Source organism: Sphingomonas sp. MA1305, from assembly GCF_016107325.1.
Classification (GTDB): Bacteria; Pseudomonadota; Alphaproteobacteria; order Sphingomonadales; family Sphingomonadaceae; genus Sphingomonas.
In genome coordinates this window covers 1,094,215-1,112,740 of record NZ_RCVT01000001.1, presented here as the reverse complement: position 1 = coordinate 1,112,740, position 18,526 = coordinate 1,094,215, and the positions used below count along the sequence as shown (strand labels likewise).

Sequence of the window (18,526 nt, the reverse complement as noted above, 5' to 3'; positions counted from 1 at the left end):
GTCCCCTTTCGCGCGAGGCCCCGTCAGCCATCACGTCCAGCCCTTGCTATCGACGGGTCGCTCAATCGGCCTCATCGCTGCGACCGCGCCGATCTTCCAAATGAAAAGGGCGGCCCCGCGGGACCGCCCTTTCCCCGTCGTACCGGCCGATTGATCAGGCGGCCGGCGTCGCGGCCGTGCTGGTGCCGGTCTGCAGCCACGTCGTCCACAGGCCGGCGATGTCGGCGCGCGGCTGCGTGGTGATCGAGGCGAAGGTGGTCTGCGCCCCCGCCTTGTCGCCAGAACGTGCCTGGGCGATGGCGAGGTGGGTGTTGACCTCGTCCTTGTCGACGCCGCCCTTGGTCAGCGCCTGACGGTAGAGCTCGATCGCCTTGGCGTAATTGCCCTGGCCGAGATAGGCGTCGGCGGTCTGCGCGGACAGCTTGCCGTCCTTCGCCGCCGCGGCCTGCTTCTCGCTGCTGGCGAGCGAACCCTCGTTCTTGATCGCGGTGTTGGCATCGCCGAGCAGCCGCTTGGAGAAGGTGCTGGTCGCGGGGATCTTGCCCGACGCCATGCCTTCCTTCAGCACCGCCGCCGCCTCATAGGGGTTGCCGCGATCGTAGACCGCCTGGGCATATTCCTCATAGGCCGCCTGGTCGACCAGCGAGTTGCTCGCGCGCATCAGGCGGAACAGGTCGATCTGCTGCAGCTTGTCGGTCTTGACCGGCGCATTCTGGGCGAAGGCGTACTGCAGGATGACGTCGCGCCACACCTTCGGCGTCGGATAGGCGACCAGATACTTTTTCATCCAGTCGATCGTCTGCGCCTTCATGCCCTTGCCGTTGGCGGTAGCGATGGCATAGCGGTAATAGGCTTCCGGCGGGGTCTGGCCGGCGGCCTTCTGCGCGGTCACGACCTGATCGAGATCGGTAAGGCCGCCGGCGACGTCGCCGCTCTGCACCTTCAGCTTGGCGAGCTGGATGTCGAGATCGGGGCTGGTGAAGCCGGCCTGCTTCGCCTGGGTGAAATATTGCACCGCGACCTGCGACTGGCCGCTGTTCGCCGCCAGCGCGCCGCGACGGAACAGATACTTGCCGCGATCGGCGGCCGGCGTGCTCTTCGCCGCGATCAGCGCGTCGAGCGGCTTGGCGAGCACGGTCTCGTCGACCGGCGCCTTGGGATTGGCATCCTGTGCCGCGGCGAGCTTGCGGTTTTCGAGATCGTAGCGCAGCGCGGCAGCGACATATTTGTCGTCGTCGGTGGTCGCGGCAGCCTCGATCTGCGCGACCAGCGGCTCCGCCGCGGCGACGTTGTTCTGCGAGATCGCCGTCTGCGCCTGCGAGGCGACCGCGAGCACGGGCTTGCTCAGCTTGAAGCCGGGAGCCTGGGCCTGTTCCTTCTTGTCCTTGGCGACGGCAGGCGTCGCGAGGGCAAGGCCACTCACGCCGGTGGCCAGCGCGGCGGCCAGCGCCAGCTTCGAAAGGGTCTTCATGCGAACTCTCTCCGTTTAGGGCATGCCAAGTGAACGATTGGCAGGGCAACGTGCGGCGTTGCTGTAGAGGTCCCTGCCGAGCCGTTCAAGCGAGGCTAACCATCGCGCCCTTGCCGCCAGCCACTGAACGGCGATTGAACGGCATCGTCGCGCCGGCTACCGGCGGAGCCATGATCGCGCTGCTCTCCCCCGCCAAGACGTTGGATTACGAATCGCCGCTGCCGGCAGTCGCACCCAGCCGGCCACGCTTTGCTGACGAGGCGACGACGCTGGCCAAGGCGGCGTCGCACCTGACGCAGAAGAAGCTGCAGGAGCTGATGCACATCTCGCCCGCGCTGGCGAAGCTCAACGCCGACCGCTTCCGCGACTTCGCCGACGCGCCGGAGCGGCCCGCCTTGTTCGCCTTCGCCGGCGACGTCTACACCGGGCTGGAAGCGGCGACTCTGCCCGAGGAAGCCTTGCCCTTCGCGCAGGATCATCTGCGATTGCTGTCGGGCCTGTACGGGTTGCTGCGACCGCTCGACCTGATGCGCCCCTATCGCCTCGAGATGGGGACGCGCTGGGCGCCCCGGCGCAGCAAGCTCACCGACTGGTGGGGCGATCGTATCGCCGTCGCGCTGGTCGACGATCTGCGCGCGGAGGGTGGCGACACCATCCTCAACCTCGCCAGCCAGGAATATTTCGCCGCGGTCGCCGGCCGCCTGCCCAAGGACGTGCGCGTGATCGCCGTCGACTTCCGCGACGGCGACCGCTTCATCAGTTTCCACGCCAAAAAGGCGCGCGGGATGATGGCTAGCTGGATGGTGGAGCATCGCGTCACCGATCCGCAGGCGATGCAGGGCTTCGACAGCGACGGCTACGCCTTCGACGCCGCCGCCAGCGACGACGACAGCTGGACGTTCCGCCGGTGAGCGCCGCGGTGGTCATCGGCGCCTCCGGCGGGATCGGCCATGCGCTCGTCGCCGCGCTGCGCGAGGAGGAGACGTACGACGTCGTTCACGCCCTGTCGCGCAGTGGCCCCGGCGATGCCCGGATCGACATCGAGGACGAGGAAAGCATCGCCGCCGCCGCGGCGCGGATCGCCGCCGGTCCGTTACCGTCGCTGGTGATCGTCGCCAGCGGGCTGCTCCACGACGGAGAGCGAGGCCCCGAGAAGACCTATCGCGACCTCGATCCGGCGTGGCTGATGCGGACGCTGGCGGTGAATGCGGTCGGCCCGGCGCTGGTCGCCAAACATCTGCTGCCGCTGATGCCGAAGCAGGGGCGCAGCATCTTCGCCATCCTGTCCGCCCGTGTCGGCAGCATCACCGACAACCGCCTCGGCGGCTGGTACGGCTATCGCATGGCCAAGGCGGCGGCCAATCAGCTGGTCCGAACGCTGGCGATCGAGGAGAAGCGGCGCAACGATCGGTCGATCGTCGTCGGCCTGCATCCCGGCACCGTCGATACCCGCCTATCGAAGCCGTTCCAGGCGAACGTGCGGCCCGGAACGCTGTTCACGCCCGATCGCGCCGCATCGCAACTGCTCGATGCCCTCGACGGACTGAAGGTGACGGATAGCGGACGGCTGTTCGACTATGAGGGCAAGGAGATCCAGCCCTGAAGGGGGTGGAAGCGAAGATGACACCAATGTCATCGGCCAGCCACGCTGCCGACAGATGGGCGCGCGCATCCTTGACTGACGACGTCCGTCGGACGGACGATCGGTGCATCGCAAGGAGAGAGCCATGACCAAGTCGCTTCCCGTCCTGATCTTGTCCACCGCCGCATTGCTGACCGCCGGCACCGCGTCGGCACAGGGCATGACCCCGACCCACAAGGCGCAGGCGAAGACCACCGTCGCCACCAAGACGACCACCACGACCCGTCCGTCCGCCGCTCCTGCCGCCAAGGCGACCAGCCGCACGACGACGACCCGGCAGACCGCGGCCAATGGCCGGATGGTCACGACCAAGACCGCGACTGGCAAGACCGTGACCTACAATTGCAGCAAGGCCGGCAACGCCAACAAGAAGGCCTGCAAATAAGCATCTCGCCGTGCCGCGCGCCGCGGCGCGGCCGATCGTCCAGCGCGGCCGGGTTTCGGCCCAACCGCGCTGGCAGCGTCTCTCGCGGGCGCACGCGCGCGTGACATTCCGGCGACTCATGCCTAGATAGGGGTTCGTTACACCCCCATCTTCGGAAAGCATGATCCTTGGCCGACGAGACCGTCCTCGCCGAACCCCCCGCCCATCCCGAGGGCATCTCGACGATCTCGATCGTCGACGAAATGAAGTCGAGCTACCTCGACTATGCGATGAGCGTGATCGTCGCCCGCGCGCTGCCCGACGTGCGCGACGGGCTGAAGCCAGTGCATCGGCGCATCCTTTTCTCGGCGCAGGAAAGCGGGTTCTTCTTCAACCGGCCCTATCGCAAGTCGGCGCGCATCGTCGGCGACGTGATCGGTAAATATCACCCGCACGGCGACACCGCGATCTACGACGCTTTGGCCCGCATGACCCAGGATTGGTCGATGCGGCTGCCGCTGATCGACGGCCAGGGCAACTTCGGTTCGATGGACCCCGATCCGCCCGCCGCGATGCGCTACACCGAGGCGCGGCTGGCGCGGGCCGCCAACTATCTGATGGAGGATCTCGACAAGGATACCGTCGATTTCCAACCCAATTACGACGCCAGCGAGCGCGAGCCGCAGGTTCTGCCGGCGCGCTTCCCCAATTTGCTGGTCAACGGCGCCGGCGGCATCGCGGTCGGCATGGCGACCAACATACCGCCGCACAATCTCGGCGAGGTGGTCGACGCCTGCCTGGCCTATATCGACAATGGCGCGATCACGATCGAGGAGCTGATGGAAATCGTGCCGGGGCCCGACTTCCCGACCGGTGCGATCATCCTCGGCCGCGCCGGCGCACGTTCCGCCTACAACACCGGCCGCGGCTCGATCATCGTGCGCTCGCGCCACGAGGTCGAGGAGGGTCGCGGTGACCGCCGGTCGATCGTGCTGACGGAAATCCCGTTCCAGCAGGGCAAGAACGCGCTGGTCGAAAAGATCGCCGAAGCCGCCAAGGACAAAAGGATCGAGGGCGTCAGCGACATCCGCGACGAATCGAATCGTGAGGGCGTACGGATCGTCATCGACCTGAAGCGCGATGCGACGCCGGACGTGGTGCTGAACCAGCTGTGGCGGCATACGCCGGCGCAGGGCTCCTTCCCCGCCAATATGCTCGCGATCCGCGGTGGCCGACCGGAGACGCTGAACCTCAAGGACATCATCCAGTCCTTCGTCCAGTTTCGCGAGCAGGTGATCACCCGCCGCTCCAAGTTCGAACTCGCCAAGGCGCGCGACCGGGCGCACATCTTGCTCGGCCTGGTGATCGCGGTCACCAACCTCGACGAGGTGGTGCGGATCATTCGCGGTTCGGCCAGCCCGGCGGAGGCGCGCGCGGCGCTGCTCGGCCGCGAATGGCCGGTGGCGGAGATCGCGCCCTATCTGAAGCTGGTCGAGGCCGTCGATACCCAGGCGACCGGCGACACCTATCGCCTGACCGAGGTGCAGGTTCGTGCGATCCTCGACCTGCGGCTGCATCGCCTGACCGCGCTCGGCCGCGACGAGATCGGCGACGAGCTGAAGGGCCTCGCCGATTCCATTGCCGAGCTGCTCGCCATCCTCGGCAGCCGCGCCAAGCTCTATGAAGTGATGCGCGAGGAATTGGTCGACGTCCGCGCCGCCTTCGCCACGCCGCGGCGTACCGAGATCGCCGCGGCGGCCGACGGTATCGATGACGAGGATCTGATCGAGCGTGAGGACATGGTCGTCACCGTCACGGTGCAGGGCTATATCAAACGCACGCCGCTCGACACCTTCCGCGCCCAGAAGCGCGGCGGCAAGGGCCGCGCCGGCATGGCAACCAAGGACGAGGATGCGATCACCTCGCTGTTCGTCACCTCCACCCACACGCCGGTGCTGTTCTTCTCCAACCACGGCAAGGTCTATCGCAAGAAGGTCTGGCGCCTGCCCGAGGGTGGACCGGCGACGCGCGGCCGCCCGATGATCAACCTGCTGCCGCTCAGCCCCGGCGAGACGATCTCGACCGTGCTGCCGCTGCCCGAGGACGAGACGCGCTGGGGCGATCTGCACGTCATGTTTGCGACCGCCAACGGCACGGTGCGGCGCAACGCGATGGACGCCTTCGCCAACGTTCCGACCAACGGCAAGCTGGCGATGCGCTTCGACGAGGGATCGGACGACCGGCTGATCGGCGTCGCCCTGCTGACCGAGGACGACGACGTCCTGCTCGCCACCCGGGCTGGCAAGGCGATCCGCTTCGCCGCGACTGAGGTGCGCGAGTTCCAGAGCCGTACCTCGACCGGCGTGCGCGGCGTCAGCCTCGCCGAGGGCGACGAGGTCATCAGCCTGTCGATCCTGCGCGGCTTCGCGGCGACCACAGAAGAGCGCGACGCCTATCTCAAGGCGGCGCCGTGGAAGGAAGGCGACCGCGAAATGTCGCTGCCGCCAGAGCGTATGGCGGAGTTCGAGGCGGCGGAGGAGTTCATCCTCACCGTCACCGCCAACGGCTATGGCAAGCGCACCTCCGCCTATGAATATCGCCGCACGGGTCGCGGCGGCCAGGGGATCACAAATATCGTTTCCGCCGGGCGCAACGGCCCGGTGGTGGCGAGCTTCCCGGCGCACAACGGCGAGCAGCTGATGCTGGTCACCGATCAGGCGAAGCTGATCCGCATGTCGGTCGGCGACGTCCGCGTCACCGGTCGCAACACGCAGGGCGTGACGCTGTTCAACGTCGCCAAAGACGAGCACGTCGTCTCCGCCGCGCGGATCGACGAGGAGGAAGAGCCGGAGAATGCCGCCGAGGCACTGGTCGCGGAGGAGCGTGCCGATGCTCCCGCCGCGGACACCTCCGACGCGATCATGCTCGACGACGGCACGGGTCCGCAGACCATGGACGAGCGCGTCGACGAAACCGACGACGAGGGGGACGAGGCATGAGCGAGAAGCCGCTGACCGCCTATAAGGTACTGACCGCGGACGAGATGGCGACGCTGGAACGGGACGGGCACTTCGCCGGCGCCCCGATCGACCTCGCCGACGGCTACATCCATCTGTCGACCGCTGCGCAGTTGACCGAAACGGTCGACAAGCATTTCACCGGCCAGACCGACCTTTACGTCGCCGCCGTCGACCTGGAAGCGCAGGACGACCCGGTGCGGTGGGAGACCTCGCGCGGCGGACAGCAGTTCCCGCACCTGTATGGACCGCTGCTGCTCGAAACCATCGTCGCCTATTCGCCGCTGACGCGCGACGAAGACGGTCGCGTACGGCTGCCGATCACCGGCTGATCGCGCCCGCCACTCCGTCCGCCGCAGAAAACGGGCGGAACCGCGATACGCACCCCATCGTTTCTCTGTCTCAACGACGCGAAACAATTGGGAGATATGTTGATGCGTACCTTGGCCCTGACGATCGGCACCCTGATGCTGGTGCCCGCCGCGGCTCAGGCCCAGCAGGCCGCGCCGCAGTCCACGGTTGAAGGCGGCGCGAGCGCGACCGCCGCGACCCCGACGGTCGGCGCCACCGTCTATGATTCCGCCGGCGTCGCGCTCGGCACCGTCGCGCAGGTGACGCCGCAGGCAATCATCCTCAACACCGGTTCGGCGCAAGTGCCGGTGCCGCCGACATCGATCGGCAAGACCGACAAGGGCTTTGCCATGGCGATGACCAAGGCCGACCTGGATGCCGCCGTCGCCTCGTCGCAGGCGCAGGCCAAGGCCGCGCTGAAGGCGAAGCTGGTCGCCGGCACGCCGGTCACCGGCCTGAACGGCGCGACGCTCGGCACGGTCAAGGGTGCGGACGAGCAATATGTGACGCTGACCACGGCCAAGGGCGATGTGAAGCTGCCGATCGCCGGCTTCAGCCTGAATGCCAGCGGCAATGTCGTGGCCGGCGTCACCGCCGACCAGCTGGCGGCGGCGACGGCATCGGCGACCGCTAAGTAACCTTGATCGGGGTTTGCCCGGTTGACCAAAAAGAAGCCCCCTTCCGATCCCATCGGCAGGGGGCGTTTCTTTGGCACTGGCGGGGCCCATGCCGAAGCGACGTGTTACCCCGCGAGGGCGGCGCGGATCGCGTTGAGCGCGTCCGCGGCCTTGTCGCCGTCCGGGCCGCCGCCCTGCGCCATATCCGGCCGGCCACCACCGCCCTGCCCCCCTAGCGCCGCGACGGCGCGCCGCAGCAGGTCGACCGCATTGTGGCTGGCGACCAGATCCTCGGTCACGCCGACCGCCACCGAGGCGCGACCGTCGTTCACCGCGACCAGCGCCGCGACGCCCGATCCCAGCCGCTGCTTGGCGTCGTCCACCGCACCGCGCAGGCCCTCGGCCTCGAAGCCGTCCAGCACCTGACCAATGAACGCGACTTGGCCGATCTGCTCCGGCCCCGCCGCCTGGCCGCCGCCGCCGCCCATGGCCAGGGCCTTCTTCGCCTCGGCCAATTCGCGCTCGAGCCGGCGCCGCTCGTCGACCAGCGCGGCAACGCGCGCGGGGACCTCGTCAGGCGTCGTCTTCAACGTCGCCGCGGCGTCGCGCAGCTTCTCGTCGCGACCGTTAAGATAGCTGCGCGCCGCCTCGCCGGTGAGCGCCTCGACGCGGCGCACGCCGGAGGACACGGCACCCTCGCCGACGACCTTGAACAGGCCGATGTCGCCGAGCGCATCGACGTGCGTGCCACCGCACAGTTCGAGCGAATAGGTCTGGCCGCCATCGTCCATGCCCATCGACACGACGCGCACCTCGTCGCCGTATTTCTCGCCGAACAGCGCCATCGCGCCCTCGGCGATCGCCTCGTCGGGCGTCATCAGGCGGGTGGTGACGCGGCCGTTGCCGCGGATCTGCGCATTGACCGCGGCTTCCGCGTCGGCCAGCTCATCCGCCGTCATCGCGATCGGATGCGAGACGTCGAAGCGCAGCCGTTCGGGTGCGACCAGCGATCCCTTCTGCGCGACATGGCCGCCCAGACGTTGGCGGAGCGCCTCGTGCAACAGGTGGGTGGCGCTGTGATTGGCGCGGATCTGGCCGCGGCGGGCGACATCGATCTGCAGCTTCACCGCGTCGCCGACCTTGATCGTGCCAGCCTGCACCTCGGCATGATGGACGAACAGGCGGCCGAGCTGCTTCGACGTGTCGGTGACCAGCGCGCGCAGCCCGACGTCGCTGCTGATCGTGCCGGTGTCGCCGACCTGGCCGCCGCTTTCGGCGTAGAACGGCGTCTGGTTGACGATGATCGCGACCGTGTCGCCGGCGGTGGCGTGATCGACGCGCGCCCCATCCTTGACCAGCGCGAGCACCGCGCCCTCGCCCTGGTCGACGCTGTAGCCAATAAATTCCGTCGAGCCGCTTTCCTCGGCGATGTCGAACCACAGATCGTCCGATGCCTTGGCGCCGGACCCCTTCCACGCGGCGCGCGCCGCACGCTTCTGCTCGGCCATCGCCGCGTCGAAGCCGGCGCGGTCGACGTGCAGGCCCTGGGTGCGTAGCGCGTCCTCGGTCAGGTCGTAGGGGAAGCCATAGGTGTCATAGAGCTTGAACGCGGTCTCGCCGGCCAGCGTCGCCCCGTCGCTCATCCCGGCAGTCGCCTCGTCGAGCAGCTTCAGCCCTTTGTCGAGCGTCTTGCGGAATTGCGTCTCCTCCTGGCGCAGCGTCGCCTCGATCAGCGGCTGGGCGCGGACGAGTTCCGGATAGGCTGCGCCCATTTCCGCCACCAGCGCCGGCACCAGCCGGTGCATCAACGGCTCCTTGGCGCCGAGCAGATGCGCGTGCCGCATCGCCCGCCGCATGATCCGGCGCAGCACATAGCCGCGGCCCTCGTTGGCCGGCAGCACGCCGTCGGCGACGAGGAAGCCGGACGAGCGCAGGTGATCGGCGATGACCCGGTGCGACGCTTTCTGCGCACCTTCGGCTTGGGTCGCGGTCAGCGATTCCGATGCGGCGATCAGCGCCTTGAACGTGTCCGTGTCATAATTGTCGTGCACGCCCTGCAGCACTGCGGCGACACGCTCCAGCCCCATGCCGGTGTCGATCGACTTCTTCGGCAGTTCGCCGACGATCTCGTTGGCCTCCTGCTCATATTGCATGAAGACGAGATTCCAGATCTCGACGAAGCGGTCGCCGTCCTCATCCGGGCTGCCCGGCGGGCCTCCGGCGATATGCTCGCCATGGTCGTAGAAAATCTCCGAGCACGGGCCGCACGGCCCGCTGTCGCCCATCGCCCAGAAATTGTCCTTGGTCGGAATGCGGATGATGCGATGATCGGGCAGGCCGGCGATCTTCTTCCACAGGTCGAACGCCTCGTCGTCGGTGTGGTAGACGGTCGCGGTCAGCTTGTCGGCCGGCAACCCCCAGTCGCGCGTCAGCAGCGTCCAGGCATGCAGGATCGCCTGTTCCTTGAAATAATCGCCGAACGAGAAATTGCCCAGCATCTCAAAGAAGGTGTGGTGGCGCGCGGTATAGCCGACATTGTCGAGGTCGTTGTGCTTGCCGCCGGCGCGCACGCACTTCTGCGACGAGGTGGCGGTCGAATAGGGCCGGCTCTCGAGGCCCGTGAAGACGTTCTTGAACGGGACCATGCCGGCGTTGACGAACATCAGCGTCGGGTCGTTCTGCGGCACCAGCGGCGCGGACGGCACGATCTGGTGCCCCGCCTTGCCGAAATAGTCGAGGAAGCCGCGGCGGATGTCGTTGGTCGAGGTCATAGGGGATGCGACTTAGGCGAGAGCGCGGCCCGCCTCAAGGCGACTCGTCGTCATACCGGTGCGTCGATCGACGTCGGCGGCGTCGAGAACCAGCGCGGCCCCTCGCCGGTCATGTGGAAACAATCCTCGAGCCGGACGCCGAACCGGCCGGGGAGGTAGAGACCCGGTTCGTCGGAGAAGCACATGCCGGCGGCGAGCGGGGTCGTCTCACCATGGACGAGGTTGACGGGCTCGTGCCCGTCCATGCCGATGCCATGGCCGGTGCGGTGCGACAGGCCCGGCAGGCGATAGCCCGGTCCGTAACCGGCGCGCTGGTAGAGCGCGCGGACGGCATCGTCGACGCTGCCCGCCGGCGCGCCCAGGCGCGCCGCGGCGAGCGCGGTCTGCTGGCCACGGGCGACGAGGTCCCAGACGTCGCGCTGCGCCTTGCTCGCGCGGCCCTGCGGTACCCAAGTGCGCGACACGTCGGACTGATAGCCCTGCACCGTGCAGCCGCAGTCCATCAGCAGGATCTCGCCCGGCGTCACCCGGTGCACCTCACGGCTGCCATGCGGTAGCGCGGCGGCGGGACCGATCAACGCCAGCGCGAATTCGGGATCGCCGCCCAACTTGCGGGTCGCCGCGTTCATCAGCGCGGCGATCTCGCCGCCGGTCATCCCCGGCTCGACGCGCGGATGCAGCCAGCGATAGGCGGCGATCGTCACGTCGGTGGCACGCTGCATCAGCGCGATCTCCGCCGGCGTCTTGATCATCCGGCAGCCGCGCACGACCGGATTGGCCGAGACGAGCCGCGCGTGGCCGAGCGCGCGGGCGAGCCCGTCGGAGACGAAATAGCGGACGCTCTCCTCGATGCCGACGGGACGACCGGCCAGCTGGCGGTCGCGCAGGAAGCCGGCGACGGTGCGCAAAGGATCCTCGTCCTCCTGCCAGACGCGCACCTCGGCCGGCACCGCCAGCGTCTGGCGGACCGATGGCTCCTCGAAGAAGGGCGTGACGATGCATGGCTGCCCCTCGACCGGGATCACCGCCGCGGTCAGCCGCTCGCTGCGCCCCCAGCGCACGCCGGTGAAATAGATCAGGCTGGAGCCCGGTTCGACCAGGATCGCCCCGATCCCCGCCGCCTTCATCAGCGACTGCGCACGGGCCAGCCGGTCGGCGCGTTCGGCCGGGCCGATCGGCACCGCATCGCCGGTGATGTCGCGCAGCGCCGACAGGTCCGGCTCGGCGGCGCGCAGGATGGCGGCGGAGGCGAGCGGCAGCAGCGTGGCGGCAGCAAGCAGCGAGCGGCGGGAGGGCGTGAAGGCCATGTTGCCAAAGCGATAGGGCGCTTGACCCGCGCGCCGCAATCCCCTCTCTGTCGCGCCGTTACCGGGGAGCATCGAATGGCCAAGCGGCTGACCTTCTATATCCTGATCGGCCTGGTGCTGGGCATCGTCGTCGGCCTGGTCCTCAACGGGCTGCTCGACGACGGCACGCCGGCCGCCGCGGCGCGGCTGAAGAGCATCGCCGGCTATTTCACCATCGGCACCAGCGTCTTCCTGCGGCTGATCAAGATGATCATCGCGCCGCTGGTCTTCGCCACCCTCGTCTCCGGCATTGCGCAAATGGGCGACACCGCCGCCCTGGGGCGGGTCGGCGCGCGGGCGATCGGCTGGTTCATCGGCGCGAGCCTGGTCTCGCTGAGCCTCGGCCTGGTGCTGGTCAATCTGCTGCGCCCGGGCGTCGGCATCAACCTGCCGCTGCCGCCGGTCACCGCCGATGCCGGCGTGGCGACGGCGGCGTTCAGTCTCGATAAGTTCATCACCCATATCGTCCCCGCCTCGATGATCGAAGCGATGGCGACCAACGAGATCCTGCAGATCGTCGTCTTCTCGATCTTCGTCGGCGTCGCGATCACCGCGGTCGGCGAGAAGGGCCAGCCGCTGATCCGCGCGGTCGACGGACTGGTCGCGGTGATGCTGCAGATCACCGACTATGTCATGCGCGTCGCGCCGTTCGCGGTGTTCTGCGCCGTCACCGCGACGCTCGCCGAGCGCGGCGCCGGGGTGATCGGACAGCTCGCCTATTTCATGGGCAGTTTCTACCTCGCGCTCCTCGTGCTGTGGGCGGTGCTGCTCGGCCTCGGCTTCCTGGTGATCGGCGGGCGGATCACAACCCTGGTCCGCTACATCCGTGAGCCGTTGCTGGTCGCCTTCACCACCGCCTCGTCGGAAGCCGCCTATCCGCGAATGCTGGAGGCGCTCGACCGGTTCGGGGTGCCGCCGCGCATCGCCAGCTTCGTGCTGCCGCTCGGCTATTCGTTCAACCTCGACGGCTCGATGATCTACATGACCTTTGCGTCGCTGTTCATCGCCCAGGCCTATGGCATCGCCATTCCACTCGGCACGCAGATCGCCATGCTGCTGTTCCTGATGATCTCGTCCAAGGGCATCGCCGGCGTGCCGCGCGCCAGCCTGGTGGTGATCGCCGCGGTGCTGCCGGTGTTCGACATTCCGGAAGCGGGGCTGCTGCTGATCCTGGCGGTCGACCATTTCCTCGACATGGGCCGCACCGCGACCAACGTCGTCGGCAATGCGGTGGCGAGCGCGGTGGTGGCGAAATGGGAGGGCGGCTTCGACCCGCGCGAGCCGGTCGCGATCGAGCCGCCGCATGCCCCGTCGGGCGGCCCGGCGCCGCAGGCGCCGGACAGCCTCCGTCAGGCATAGGCATAGGGCCCACCCTGCGCCAGCGCCGCCTGATAGGCGGGGCGGGCGTGGATCGTGTCGAGCCAGGCGATCGTGTGCGGGCGTGACGCGTCGAGCCCGGCCCGGCTGCGCGCCGCCTCGAGCGGGAAGCTCATCATCACGTCCGCCGCGGTCAGCGCGTCGCCGGCGAACCAGGTTCGCTGCGCCAGTTCCGATTCGACATAATCGAGGTGCACGTCGATCATCGGCTGGATGCGCTTTTGCGCCGCCTTGCCGAACAGCGGCACGCGGCCGAGCACCAGCTTGACCAGCAGCGGCGGCATCAGCGAGCCCTCGGCATAATGGAGCCAGAAGCGGTAGCGGAGCGCCGAGTCGCGGTGCGCCGGCGGCCCCAGGCGACCATCCGCCTTCTCGACCAGATATTCGACGATCGCGCCGGTCTCCGCGATCACCCGGCCGCCATCGGCATCGAGATCCTCGATCACCGGCGACTTGCCGAGCGGGTGGATGCGCTTCAGCTCCGGCGGGGCGAGCATCGTCTGCTTGTTCCGCTCGTAGCGCTTGACCTGATAGGGCAGGCCCAGTTCCTCCAGCATCCACAGCACCCGCTGCGACCGGCTGTTCTCGAGATGATGGACGATGATCATCGTGCTTACCCCCTTGCCCGCGCGGACCAGATCCAGGCCGCAGCGGGAAAATCGATCGTGGACCCATTTCGTTGCGCCGCCAAGCGATCGCGCAGTCGCGCCAGCATCGCCGCGCGATCGGCGGCGGCGGCATCGCGCATCAGGCGCGCCGCAGGGCCTATGCGGCCGAGGAAGGCGATGGCATCGGCGACCGGATCGTCGCCTTCGCCGACGCGATAGGCGAAACCGATCTTGACCGGCTGCGCCGCCTGCCAGCCGGCCGCGGCCAGCCATGCCGCCACCCGATCGGGTTCGGCAAAGGCAAAGGGGCCGGGGGCAAAGGGGCCGGGGGCAAAGGGGCCGGGGGCAAAGGGGCCGGGTGGGGCGTCCGGCGGACCGACAAGCAGCGACCAGGGATTGTCCGCCTGGGCCGCGAAGCAGCTGAACACCAAGGCGCCGCCGGGCGCCATCGCCCGATCCAGGCGGGCGAAGGCCGCCGTGGGATCGGCGAAGAACATGACGCCATGGCGGGACAGGACGAGATCGAGCGGCGCGGCCGCTTCCGCCGCCGACAGGGCGTCGCCGTGGTGGAAGTGGACATGGGGCAGCGCGGCGCATCGCTGACGCGCGACGGCGAGCAGAGGCCGGGACAGGTCGACGGCGGTGATCGCCGCGTCCGGGCGCGCCGTCGCAAGCGCCGCGGTAGTGGCGCCGGCACCGCAGCCGAGATCGAGCGCCGCGAACGCGCCCGGCGGCGCGGCGGCGAGGATCGCTGCATCGAGCCGCGGCGCCAGATCGGCGAAGGACCGGTCGGTGCGCCGCCACTCCTCCGCCCATATGTCTCCGACCCGCCCCGTCCAGTCGCCGCTCGCCGTCATTCCGTCCTCCAATGATCGCTGCGCTGCCAACCTCCGCCGCCAACTGTCGGAAGGACTATGCCGGCGCGCTCCTTTCGCGAGGAGGCCTCAGTCGCCCGGGGGGAGGATCTGTCCGTTGGAAGGTCTCAAAGGTCGCACCCAGGCGTCCTCTCGCGAAAAGTCTCAAAGGTCGCACCGAAGCGCCCTCTCACGAAAAGTCTCGAAGGTCTCACCGAGGCGCCCCTCGCGGAAAGTCTCGAAGGTCTCACCGAAGCGCCCTCCCGCGGAAGATCTCGAAGGTCGTACCAGAGCACCCTCGCGCGGAAGGTCTCGAAGGTCGCACCGAAACGCCTCACCGGAACGTCGCGAAAGTGGCGTCGAAGCACCCTGCCGTCATCGCTCTGCCAGCCGCCCGTCGGAGGCGGGGCGGCTGCAAACGAAAAGAGGCCCTTCGTCGCCGAAGAGCCCCTTTCCTTTCGCACGGCTGGTCGGATCACAGATCGTCGTCGGCATCCGGACCGGTCATCATCTCCTCGGCGACCTTGTCGGTGCGCTGACGGATCGCCTTTTCGAGGCGGTCGGCCATTTCGGGATGTTCGCGCAGATAGTTCTTCGCATTCTCGCGGCCCTGGCCGATGCGGGTGCTGTCGTAGCTGAACCACGCGCCCGACTTCTCGACGAGACCCGCCTTGACGCCGAGGTCGAGGATCTCGCCGATCTTCGAGATGCCTTCGCCGTACATGATGTCGAATTCGACCTGCTTGAACGGCGGGGCGACCTTGTTCTTCACGACCTTCACGCGCGTGGCGTTGCCGACGATGTCCTCGCGGTCCTTGATCTGGCCGGTGCGACGGATGTCGAGGCGGACGGAGGCATAGAACTTCAGCGCGTTGCCGCCCGTCGTCGTCTCCGGATTGCCGTACATCACGCCGATCTTCATGCGCAGCTGGTTGATGAAGATCACCATGCAGCGCGAGCGGCTGATCGAACCGGTCAGCTTGCGCAAGGACTGCGACATCAGCCGCGCCTGCAGACCGACGTGGCTGTCGCCCATCTCGCCTTCGATCTCCGCGCGGGGCACCAGCGCCGCGACCGAGTCGACGACCAGCACGTCGATGGCGTTGGAGCGCACCAAGGTATCGGTGATCTCGAGCGCCTGTTCGCCGGTATCCGGCTGCGACACGATCAGCTCGTCGATGTTGACGCCGAGCTTCTTGGCATAGACCGGGTCGAGCGCATGTTCGGCGTCGACGAAGGCGGCGGTGCCGCCGTTCTTCTGCGCCTCGGCGATGACGTGCAGCGCGAGCGTCGTCTTGCCCGAGCTTTCCGGCCCATAGACCTCGATGACGCGGCCGCGCGGCAGGCCGCCGACGCCAAGCGCGATGTCGAGACCCAGCGAGCCGGTCGAGATCGCCTCGACCTGCATCGCCTCCTTCTGGCCCAGCTTCATCGCCGACCCCTTGCCGAAGGCGCGGTCGATCTGCGCGAGGGCGGCGTCGAGCGCCTTCTGACGGTCTGCGTTTGCGGTAGCCATACCGGAGTCGATCACTTTCAGATTGGCGGCCATAAGGATGTTCCCTTCGCTTAGGCGATGCGCGCGCGCGGGGCAACGCGGTTGACAGCCATGTACATCTTTTGTTCCGGTGGAACAAGAGGGGAACCGGATGTTCCTGAGCGAACCTAGGATTTTTTCCGCAATGCCGTGCGGCGGTCAGTCCAGCGTGGTCGCCAGTGCCCACCAGCCCCGCCCCCGGGCCGCTTCGGCCGCTGCGTCCCGCGCCGTCTCGCTCTCGAACAGCGCGAAGCAGGTGGCGCCCGAGCCGGACATGCGGGCGAGCGTCCCGCCCTCGGCGCGGTCGAGCAGCGCCCGCACCTCCGCGATGACGGGGGCGAGCGCGGTGGCGGGCGGCTCCAGGTCGTTGCGGCCGGCGTGGGCGGCGGCGAGCAGGTCCGCGCCGACCGCGAGCGGTCCGCGGTCAATGCCGTCCCAACGGGCGAACACCGCCGCGGTCGATACGGCGACGCCGGGATTGACCAGCAGCAGCGGCGTGCCGGCGAGCCCGGCGACCGCGACCAGCGCCTCGCCCCGGCCGGTACCCAATGTCGTCCGCCCGTCGAGACAGGCGGGCACGTCGGCGCCGAGCGCCGCCGCGATGGCGAACAGCCGCGGGTCGTCGCTCGCCGTTTCCGCCAGCCGGGCGAGCGCGCGCAGCGTTGCCGCCGCGTCCGCCGAACCGCCGCCGATGCCGGAGGCGATCGGCAGATGCTTGTCGAGCGTGATCGCCACCGCTCCGCCGCCGAAGGTCGCGCGGAAGGCATCGCGGGCCCGCAGCACGAGATTGTCGGGCGCCGGCTGCAAAGCCGCCGCGAACGGTCCGGTGATGATGAAATCGTCCTCCGCCGCCGGCACGACGGTGATCGTGTCGCCGTCGCGGGCGAAGGCGAACAGCGTCTCGAGCTCGTGATAGCCGTCGGCGCGTCGGCGGCGGACGTGGAGGGCGAGGTTGATCTTCGCCGGTGCGGGCTCGACGATCATCGCCGCGGCAATCCATTGGCGATCTTGCCGGCGAGGCGCTGGCTGTCGCCGGCGTCGGCGACGACCTGCGCGGCGCGCCAGGCATAGCGCGCCTCGTAGCGGCGGCCGAGCGTCCAGAAGAGATCGCCGAGATGTTCGCCGATCTCGGCATTGTCGGGCTCGCCGATCGCCGCCGCCTCGACCAGCGGCAGGCCGCGGGCGGTCTGGCCGCCGAGATGATAGACCCAGCCGAGCGAATCGGTGATCGACGTGTCGTCGGGCTTGAGCGCATGCGCGCGTTCGAGCATCCGCGTCGCGGTGGGCACGTCCTCGCTGTGCGCCGCCTTGGCATAGCCAAGATAGTTGAGCGCCAGCGGTTCCGCCGGCCCGAGCTGGACGGCGCGTTCCAGCGCCGGCCGCGCCCGCTTCCAGTCGCCGGCCTGATCGAGCGCGCCGCCATATTGCAGCCACAGCGTCCACTCGCCGGTGCCGCCGGCATCCAGCACCCGACGGTACCAGGGTGCCGCCTCCGCATAGCGCGACGCGGCGACGAGCCGGTCGCCGTAGCGCTGCCAGTCGCCGTCGGTGGACTCCGGTCGCTCGGCCTGGGTCTTGGCGAGGGCCAGCGCCTCCGCCTCGCGACCGGCACCGGCGAGCGCGGTGACGCGCGCCGCGGCGGCGGAGGACGCAAAGGGGCTGGTCGTCGGCACGGCGGCAAGCTGCGCCAGCGCGGCATCGGTCGCGCCGTCGGCGGCGAGCGCGCTGGCGAGCAACAGGCGCGCGCGGTCGTTGGCGGGATCGGCGATCAGCGCGGTGCGGGCGAGCGAGGTCGTCAGCGGCGACGCCCCCTGCCCGGCCAGGTCGCCGGCGATGCGGGCGAGCAGACGCGACACGCCGAAGCCGAGCGTCGGCCTGGCGGCGATGCCGGTGCGGAAGGCGGCGAGCACCGGATCGTCGCCGGCGATCAGGGTACGCGCCGGCTGCGCCTCGCCGCGGGCGAACAGCAATTGCGCCGCGGCGAGGCGCAAGTCGATCGGCGCGCCGGTCGCCTGCAGCGCCTGCACCGCGGCGAGACCGTCGTCGGTCTTGCCGCGCGCGATCTGCAACAGCGCGCCCGTTTCGGCGGCGAGGCGTTCGGCGATCGGCTGCTTCAGCGCCGCTGCCGCGGCCAAGGCCGGCGCCGGGTCCTTGCCCTCGGCAAAGGCGATCCAGCCGCGCAGCGACGGGGTCAGCACGGCGAGCGGCGTACCGTCGAGGCCCGCGACCGCGGTGGCGGCGGCTGCGGTATCGCCGCGCGCCGCCGCTTCGGCGAGCGGCAGCAGGGCGAGGTCGCCGGGCGCCTGCGCACTGCCCTTCAACGTCGCGGCGGCGCGGTTGGCGAGCGACAGGTCGCCGGCGGCCAGCGCCTCGCGAAAGGCGCGCAGCGCGATGCCGGTGTCCGCCGGCGCCGCCGCGAGCGCCTGGCCATAGCCGGCGGCGGCGACATCGACCCGCCCGCCCGCATCGGCGGCGCGCGCGGTCATATAGGCGGACAGGCCACGCCCGACGTCGCGGGTATCGGCAAGGGCCGGCTGCGCGACGATGCTCGCAACCGACGTCAACAACAGGAGC

General features: G+C 69.1%; 15 protein-coding genes. 7 read left to right on the top strand and 8 right to left on the bottom strand.

Translation table 11 applies throughout. The features are described from left to right. Window positions 1-154 precede the first annotated feature (154 nt). Window positions 155-1,471: a hypothetical protein gene (locus D9601_RS05620; protein ID WP_198352878.1), complete on the bottom strand. Its 1,317-nt coding sequence runs from the start codon at window positions 1,469-1,471 to the stop codon at window positions 155-157. A 170-nt stretch (window positions 1,472-1,641) separates the two neighbouring features. Here D9601_RS05620 and yaaA point away from each other — a divergent pair, with 170 nt between their 5' ends. The 6 genes from yaaA (at window position 1,642) to D9601_RS05590 (ending at window position 7,483) form a co-directional block, all read left to right on the top strand. Further along, a complete protein-coding gene (gene yaaA, locus D9601_RS05615; RefSeq protein ID WP_198352877.1) occupies window positions 1,642-2,382 on the top strand; it encodes a peroxide stress protein YaaA in 741 nt (246 codons plus the stop codon). After that, a complete protein-coding gene (locus D9601_RS05610) occupies window positions 2,379-3,074 on the top strand; it encodes an SDR family NAD(P)-dependent oxidoreductase (protein WP_332837901.1) in 696 nt (231 codons plus the stop codon). Before yaaA ends, D9601_RS05610 begins: the two co-directional genes overlap by 4 nt. A 124-nt stretch (window positions 3,075-3,198) precedes the next feature. Next, window positions 3,199-3,498, top strand: a complete 300-nt coding sequence (locus tag D9601_RS05605) for a hypothetical protein (protein ID WP_198352876.1) — start codon at window positions 3,199-3,201, stop codon at window positions 3,496-3,498. A 167-nt stretch (window positions 3,499-3,665) separates the two neighbouring features. Beyond that, the gene (gyrA, locus tag D9601_RS05600; protein ID WP_198352875.1) at window positions 3,666-6,476 is read left to right on the top strand and encodes a DNA gyrase subunit A; all 2,811 of its coding nucleotides are present in this window, start codon (window positions 3,666-3,668) and stop codon (window positions 6,474-6,476) included. Beyond that, window positions 6,473-6,826: a DUF952 domain-containing protein gene (locus tag D9601_RS05595; RefSeq protein ID WP_198352874.1), complete on the top strand. Its 354-nt coding sequence runs from the start codon at window positions 6,473-6,475 to the stop codon at window positions 6,824-6,826. Before gyrA ends, D9601_RS05595 begins: the two co-directional genes overlap by 4 nt. Before the next feature lie 102 nt (window positions 6,827-6,928). Beyond that, window positions 6,929-7,483, top strand: coding sequence for a hypothetical protein (locus D9601_RS05590; RefSeq protein ID WP_198352873.1), 555 nt, complete (start codon window positions 6,929-6,931; stop codon window positions 7,481-7,483). A 104-nt stretch (window positions 7,484-7,587) separates the two neighbouring features. On the opposite strand, the gene alaS is transcribed toward D9601_RS05590, so the two are convergent. Together alaS and D9601_RS05580 are read right to left on the bottom strand one after the other, a co-directional pair. Then, the gene (gene alaS / locus D9601_RS05585) at window positions 7,588-10,233 is read right to left on the bottom strand and encodes an alanine--tRNA ligase (RefSeq protein WP_198352872.1); all 2,646 of its coding nucleotides are present in this window, start codon (window positions 10,231-10,233) and stop codon (window positions 7,588-7,590) included. Between the two features lie 50 nt (window positions 10,234-10,283). After that, complete coding sequence (locus tag D9601_RS05580; RefSeq protein ID WP_198352871.1) at window positions 10,284-11,540, bottom strand: M24 family metallopeptidase; 1,257 nt, start codon at window positions 11,538-11,540, stop codon at window positions 10,284-10,286. Between the two features lie 75 nt (window positions 11,541-11,615). Between D9601_RS05580 and D9601_RS05575 the strand changes: the two genes are divergently transcribed. After that, a complete protein-coding gene (locus D9601_RS05575) occupies window positions 11,616-12,938 on the top strand; it encodes a dicarboxylate/amino acid:cation symporter (RefSeq protein WP_198352870.1) in 1,323 nt (440 codons plus the stop codon). On the opposite strand, the gene D9601_RS05570 is transcribed toward D9601_RS05575, so the two are convergent. The 5 genes from D9601_RS05570 to D9601_RS05550 form a co-directional block, all read right to left on the bottom strand. Further along, the gene (locus D9601_RS05570; RefSeq protein WP_198352869.1) at window positions 12,929-13,564 is read right to left on the bottom strand and encodes a glutathione S-transferase family protein; all 636 of its coding nucleotides are present in this window, start codon (window positions 13,562-13,564) and stop codon (window positions 12,929-12,931) included. The genes D9601_RS05575 and D9601_RS05570 overlap by 10 nt on opposite strands. 5 nt (window positions 13,565-13,569) lie before the next feature. Further along, window positions 13,570-14,421: a class I SAM-dependent methyltransferase gene (locus D9601_RS05565; RefSeq protein WP_198352868.1), complete on the bottom strand. Its 852-nt coding sequence runs from the start codon at window positions 14,419-14,421 to the stop codon at window positions 13,570-13,572. A gap of 472 nt (window positions 14,422-14,893) precedes the next feature. After that, entirely contained in the window at window positions 14,894-15,967 is a 1,074-nt protein-coding gene (gene recA, locus D9601_RS05560; protein WP_198352867.1) for a recombinase RecA, read from the bottom strand. A gap of 144 nt (window positions 15,968-16,111) precedes the next feature. Further along, window positions 16,112-16,936: a 4-(cytidine 5'-diphospho)-2-C-methyl-D-erythritol kinase gene (locus D9601_RS05555; RefSeq protein ID WP_198352866.1), complete on the bottom strand. Its 825-nt coding sequence runs from the start codon at window positions 16,934-16,936 to the stop codon at window positions 16,112-16,114. Continuing rightward, window positions 16,933-18,516, bottom strand: coding sequence for a tetratricopeptide repeat protein (locus D9601_RS05550; protein ID WP_232473826.1), 1,584 nt, complete (start codon window positions 18,514-18,516; stop codon window positions 16,933-16,935). Before D9601_RS05550 ends, D9601_RS05555 begins: the two co-directional genes overlap by 4 nt. Between the last annotated feature and the right edge of the window lie 10 nt (window positions 18,517-18,526).

What these genes read in the sequence shown, in the direction of transcription:
- D9601_RS05620 (WP_198352878.1), bottom strand. Translation starts at nt 1,471, where the DNA reads ATGAAGACCCTTTCGAAGCTGGCGCTGGCCGCCGCGCTGGCCACCGGC.
- yaaA (WP_198352877.1), top strand. Translation starts at nt 1,642, where the DNA reads ATGATCGCGCTGCTCTCCCCCGCCAAGACGTTGGATTACGAATCGCCG.
- D9601_RS05605 (WP_198352876.1), top strand. Translation starts at nt 3,199, where the DNA reads ATGACCAAGTCGCTTCCCGTCCTGATCTTGTCCACCGCCGCATTGCTG.
- D9601_RS05595 (WP_198352874.1), top strand. Translation starts at nt 6,473, where the DNA reads ATGAGCGAGAAGCCGCTGACCGCCTATAAGGTACTGACCGCGGACGAG.
- D9601_RS05590 (WP_198352873.1), top strand. Translation starts at nt 6,929, where the DNA reads ATGCGTACCTTGGCCCTGACGATCGGCACCCTGATGCTGGTGCCCGCC.
- alaS (WP_198352872.1), bottom strand. Translation starts at nt 10,233, where the DNA reads ATGACCTCGACCAACGACATCCGCCGCGGCTTCCTCGACTATTTCGGC.
- D9601_RS05580 (WP_198352871.1), bottom strand. Translation starts at nt 11,540, where the DNA reads ATGGCCTTCACGCCCTCCCGCCGCTCGCTGCTTGCTGCCGCCACGCTG.
- D9601_RS05575 (WP_198352870.1), top strand. Translation starts at nt 11,616, where the DNA reads ATGGCCAAGCGGCTGACCTTCTATATCCTGATCGGCCTGGTGCTGGGC.
- D9601_RS05570 (WP_198352869.1), bottom strand. Translation starts at nt 13,564, where the DNA reads ATGATCATCGTCCATCATCTCGAGAACAGCCGGTCGCAGCGGGTGCTG.
- D9601_RS05565 (WP_198352868.1), bottom strand. Translation starts at nt 14,421, where the DNA reads ATGACGGCGAGCGGCGACTGGACGGGGCGGGTCGGAGACATATGGGCG.
- recA (WP_198352867.1), bottom strand. Translation starts at nt 15,967, where the DNA reads ATGGCCGCCAATCTGAAAGTGATCGACTCCGGTATGGCTACCGCAAAC.
- D9601_RS05555 (WP_198352866.1), bottom strand. Translation starts at nt 16,936, where the DNA reads ATGATCGTCGAGCCCGCACCGGCGAAGATCAACCTCGCCCTCCACGTC.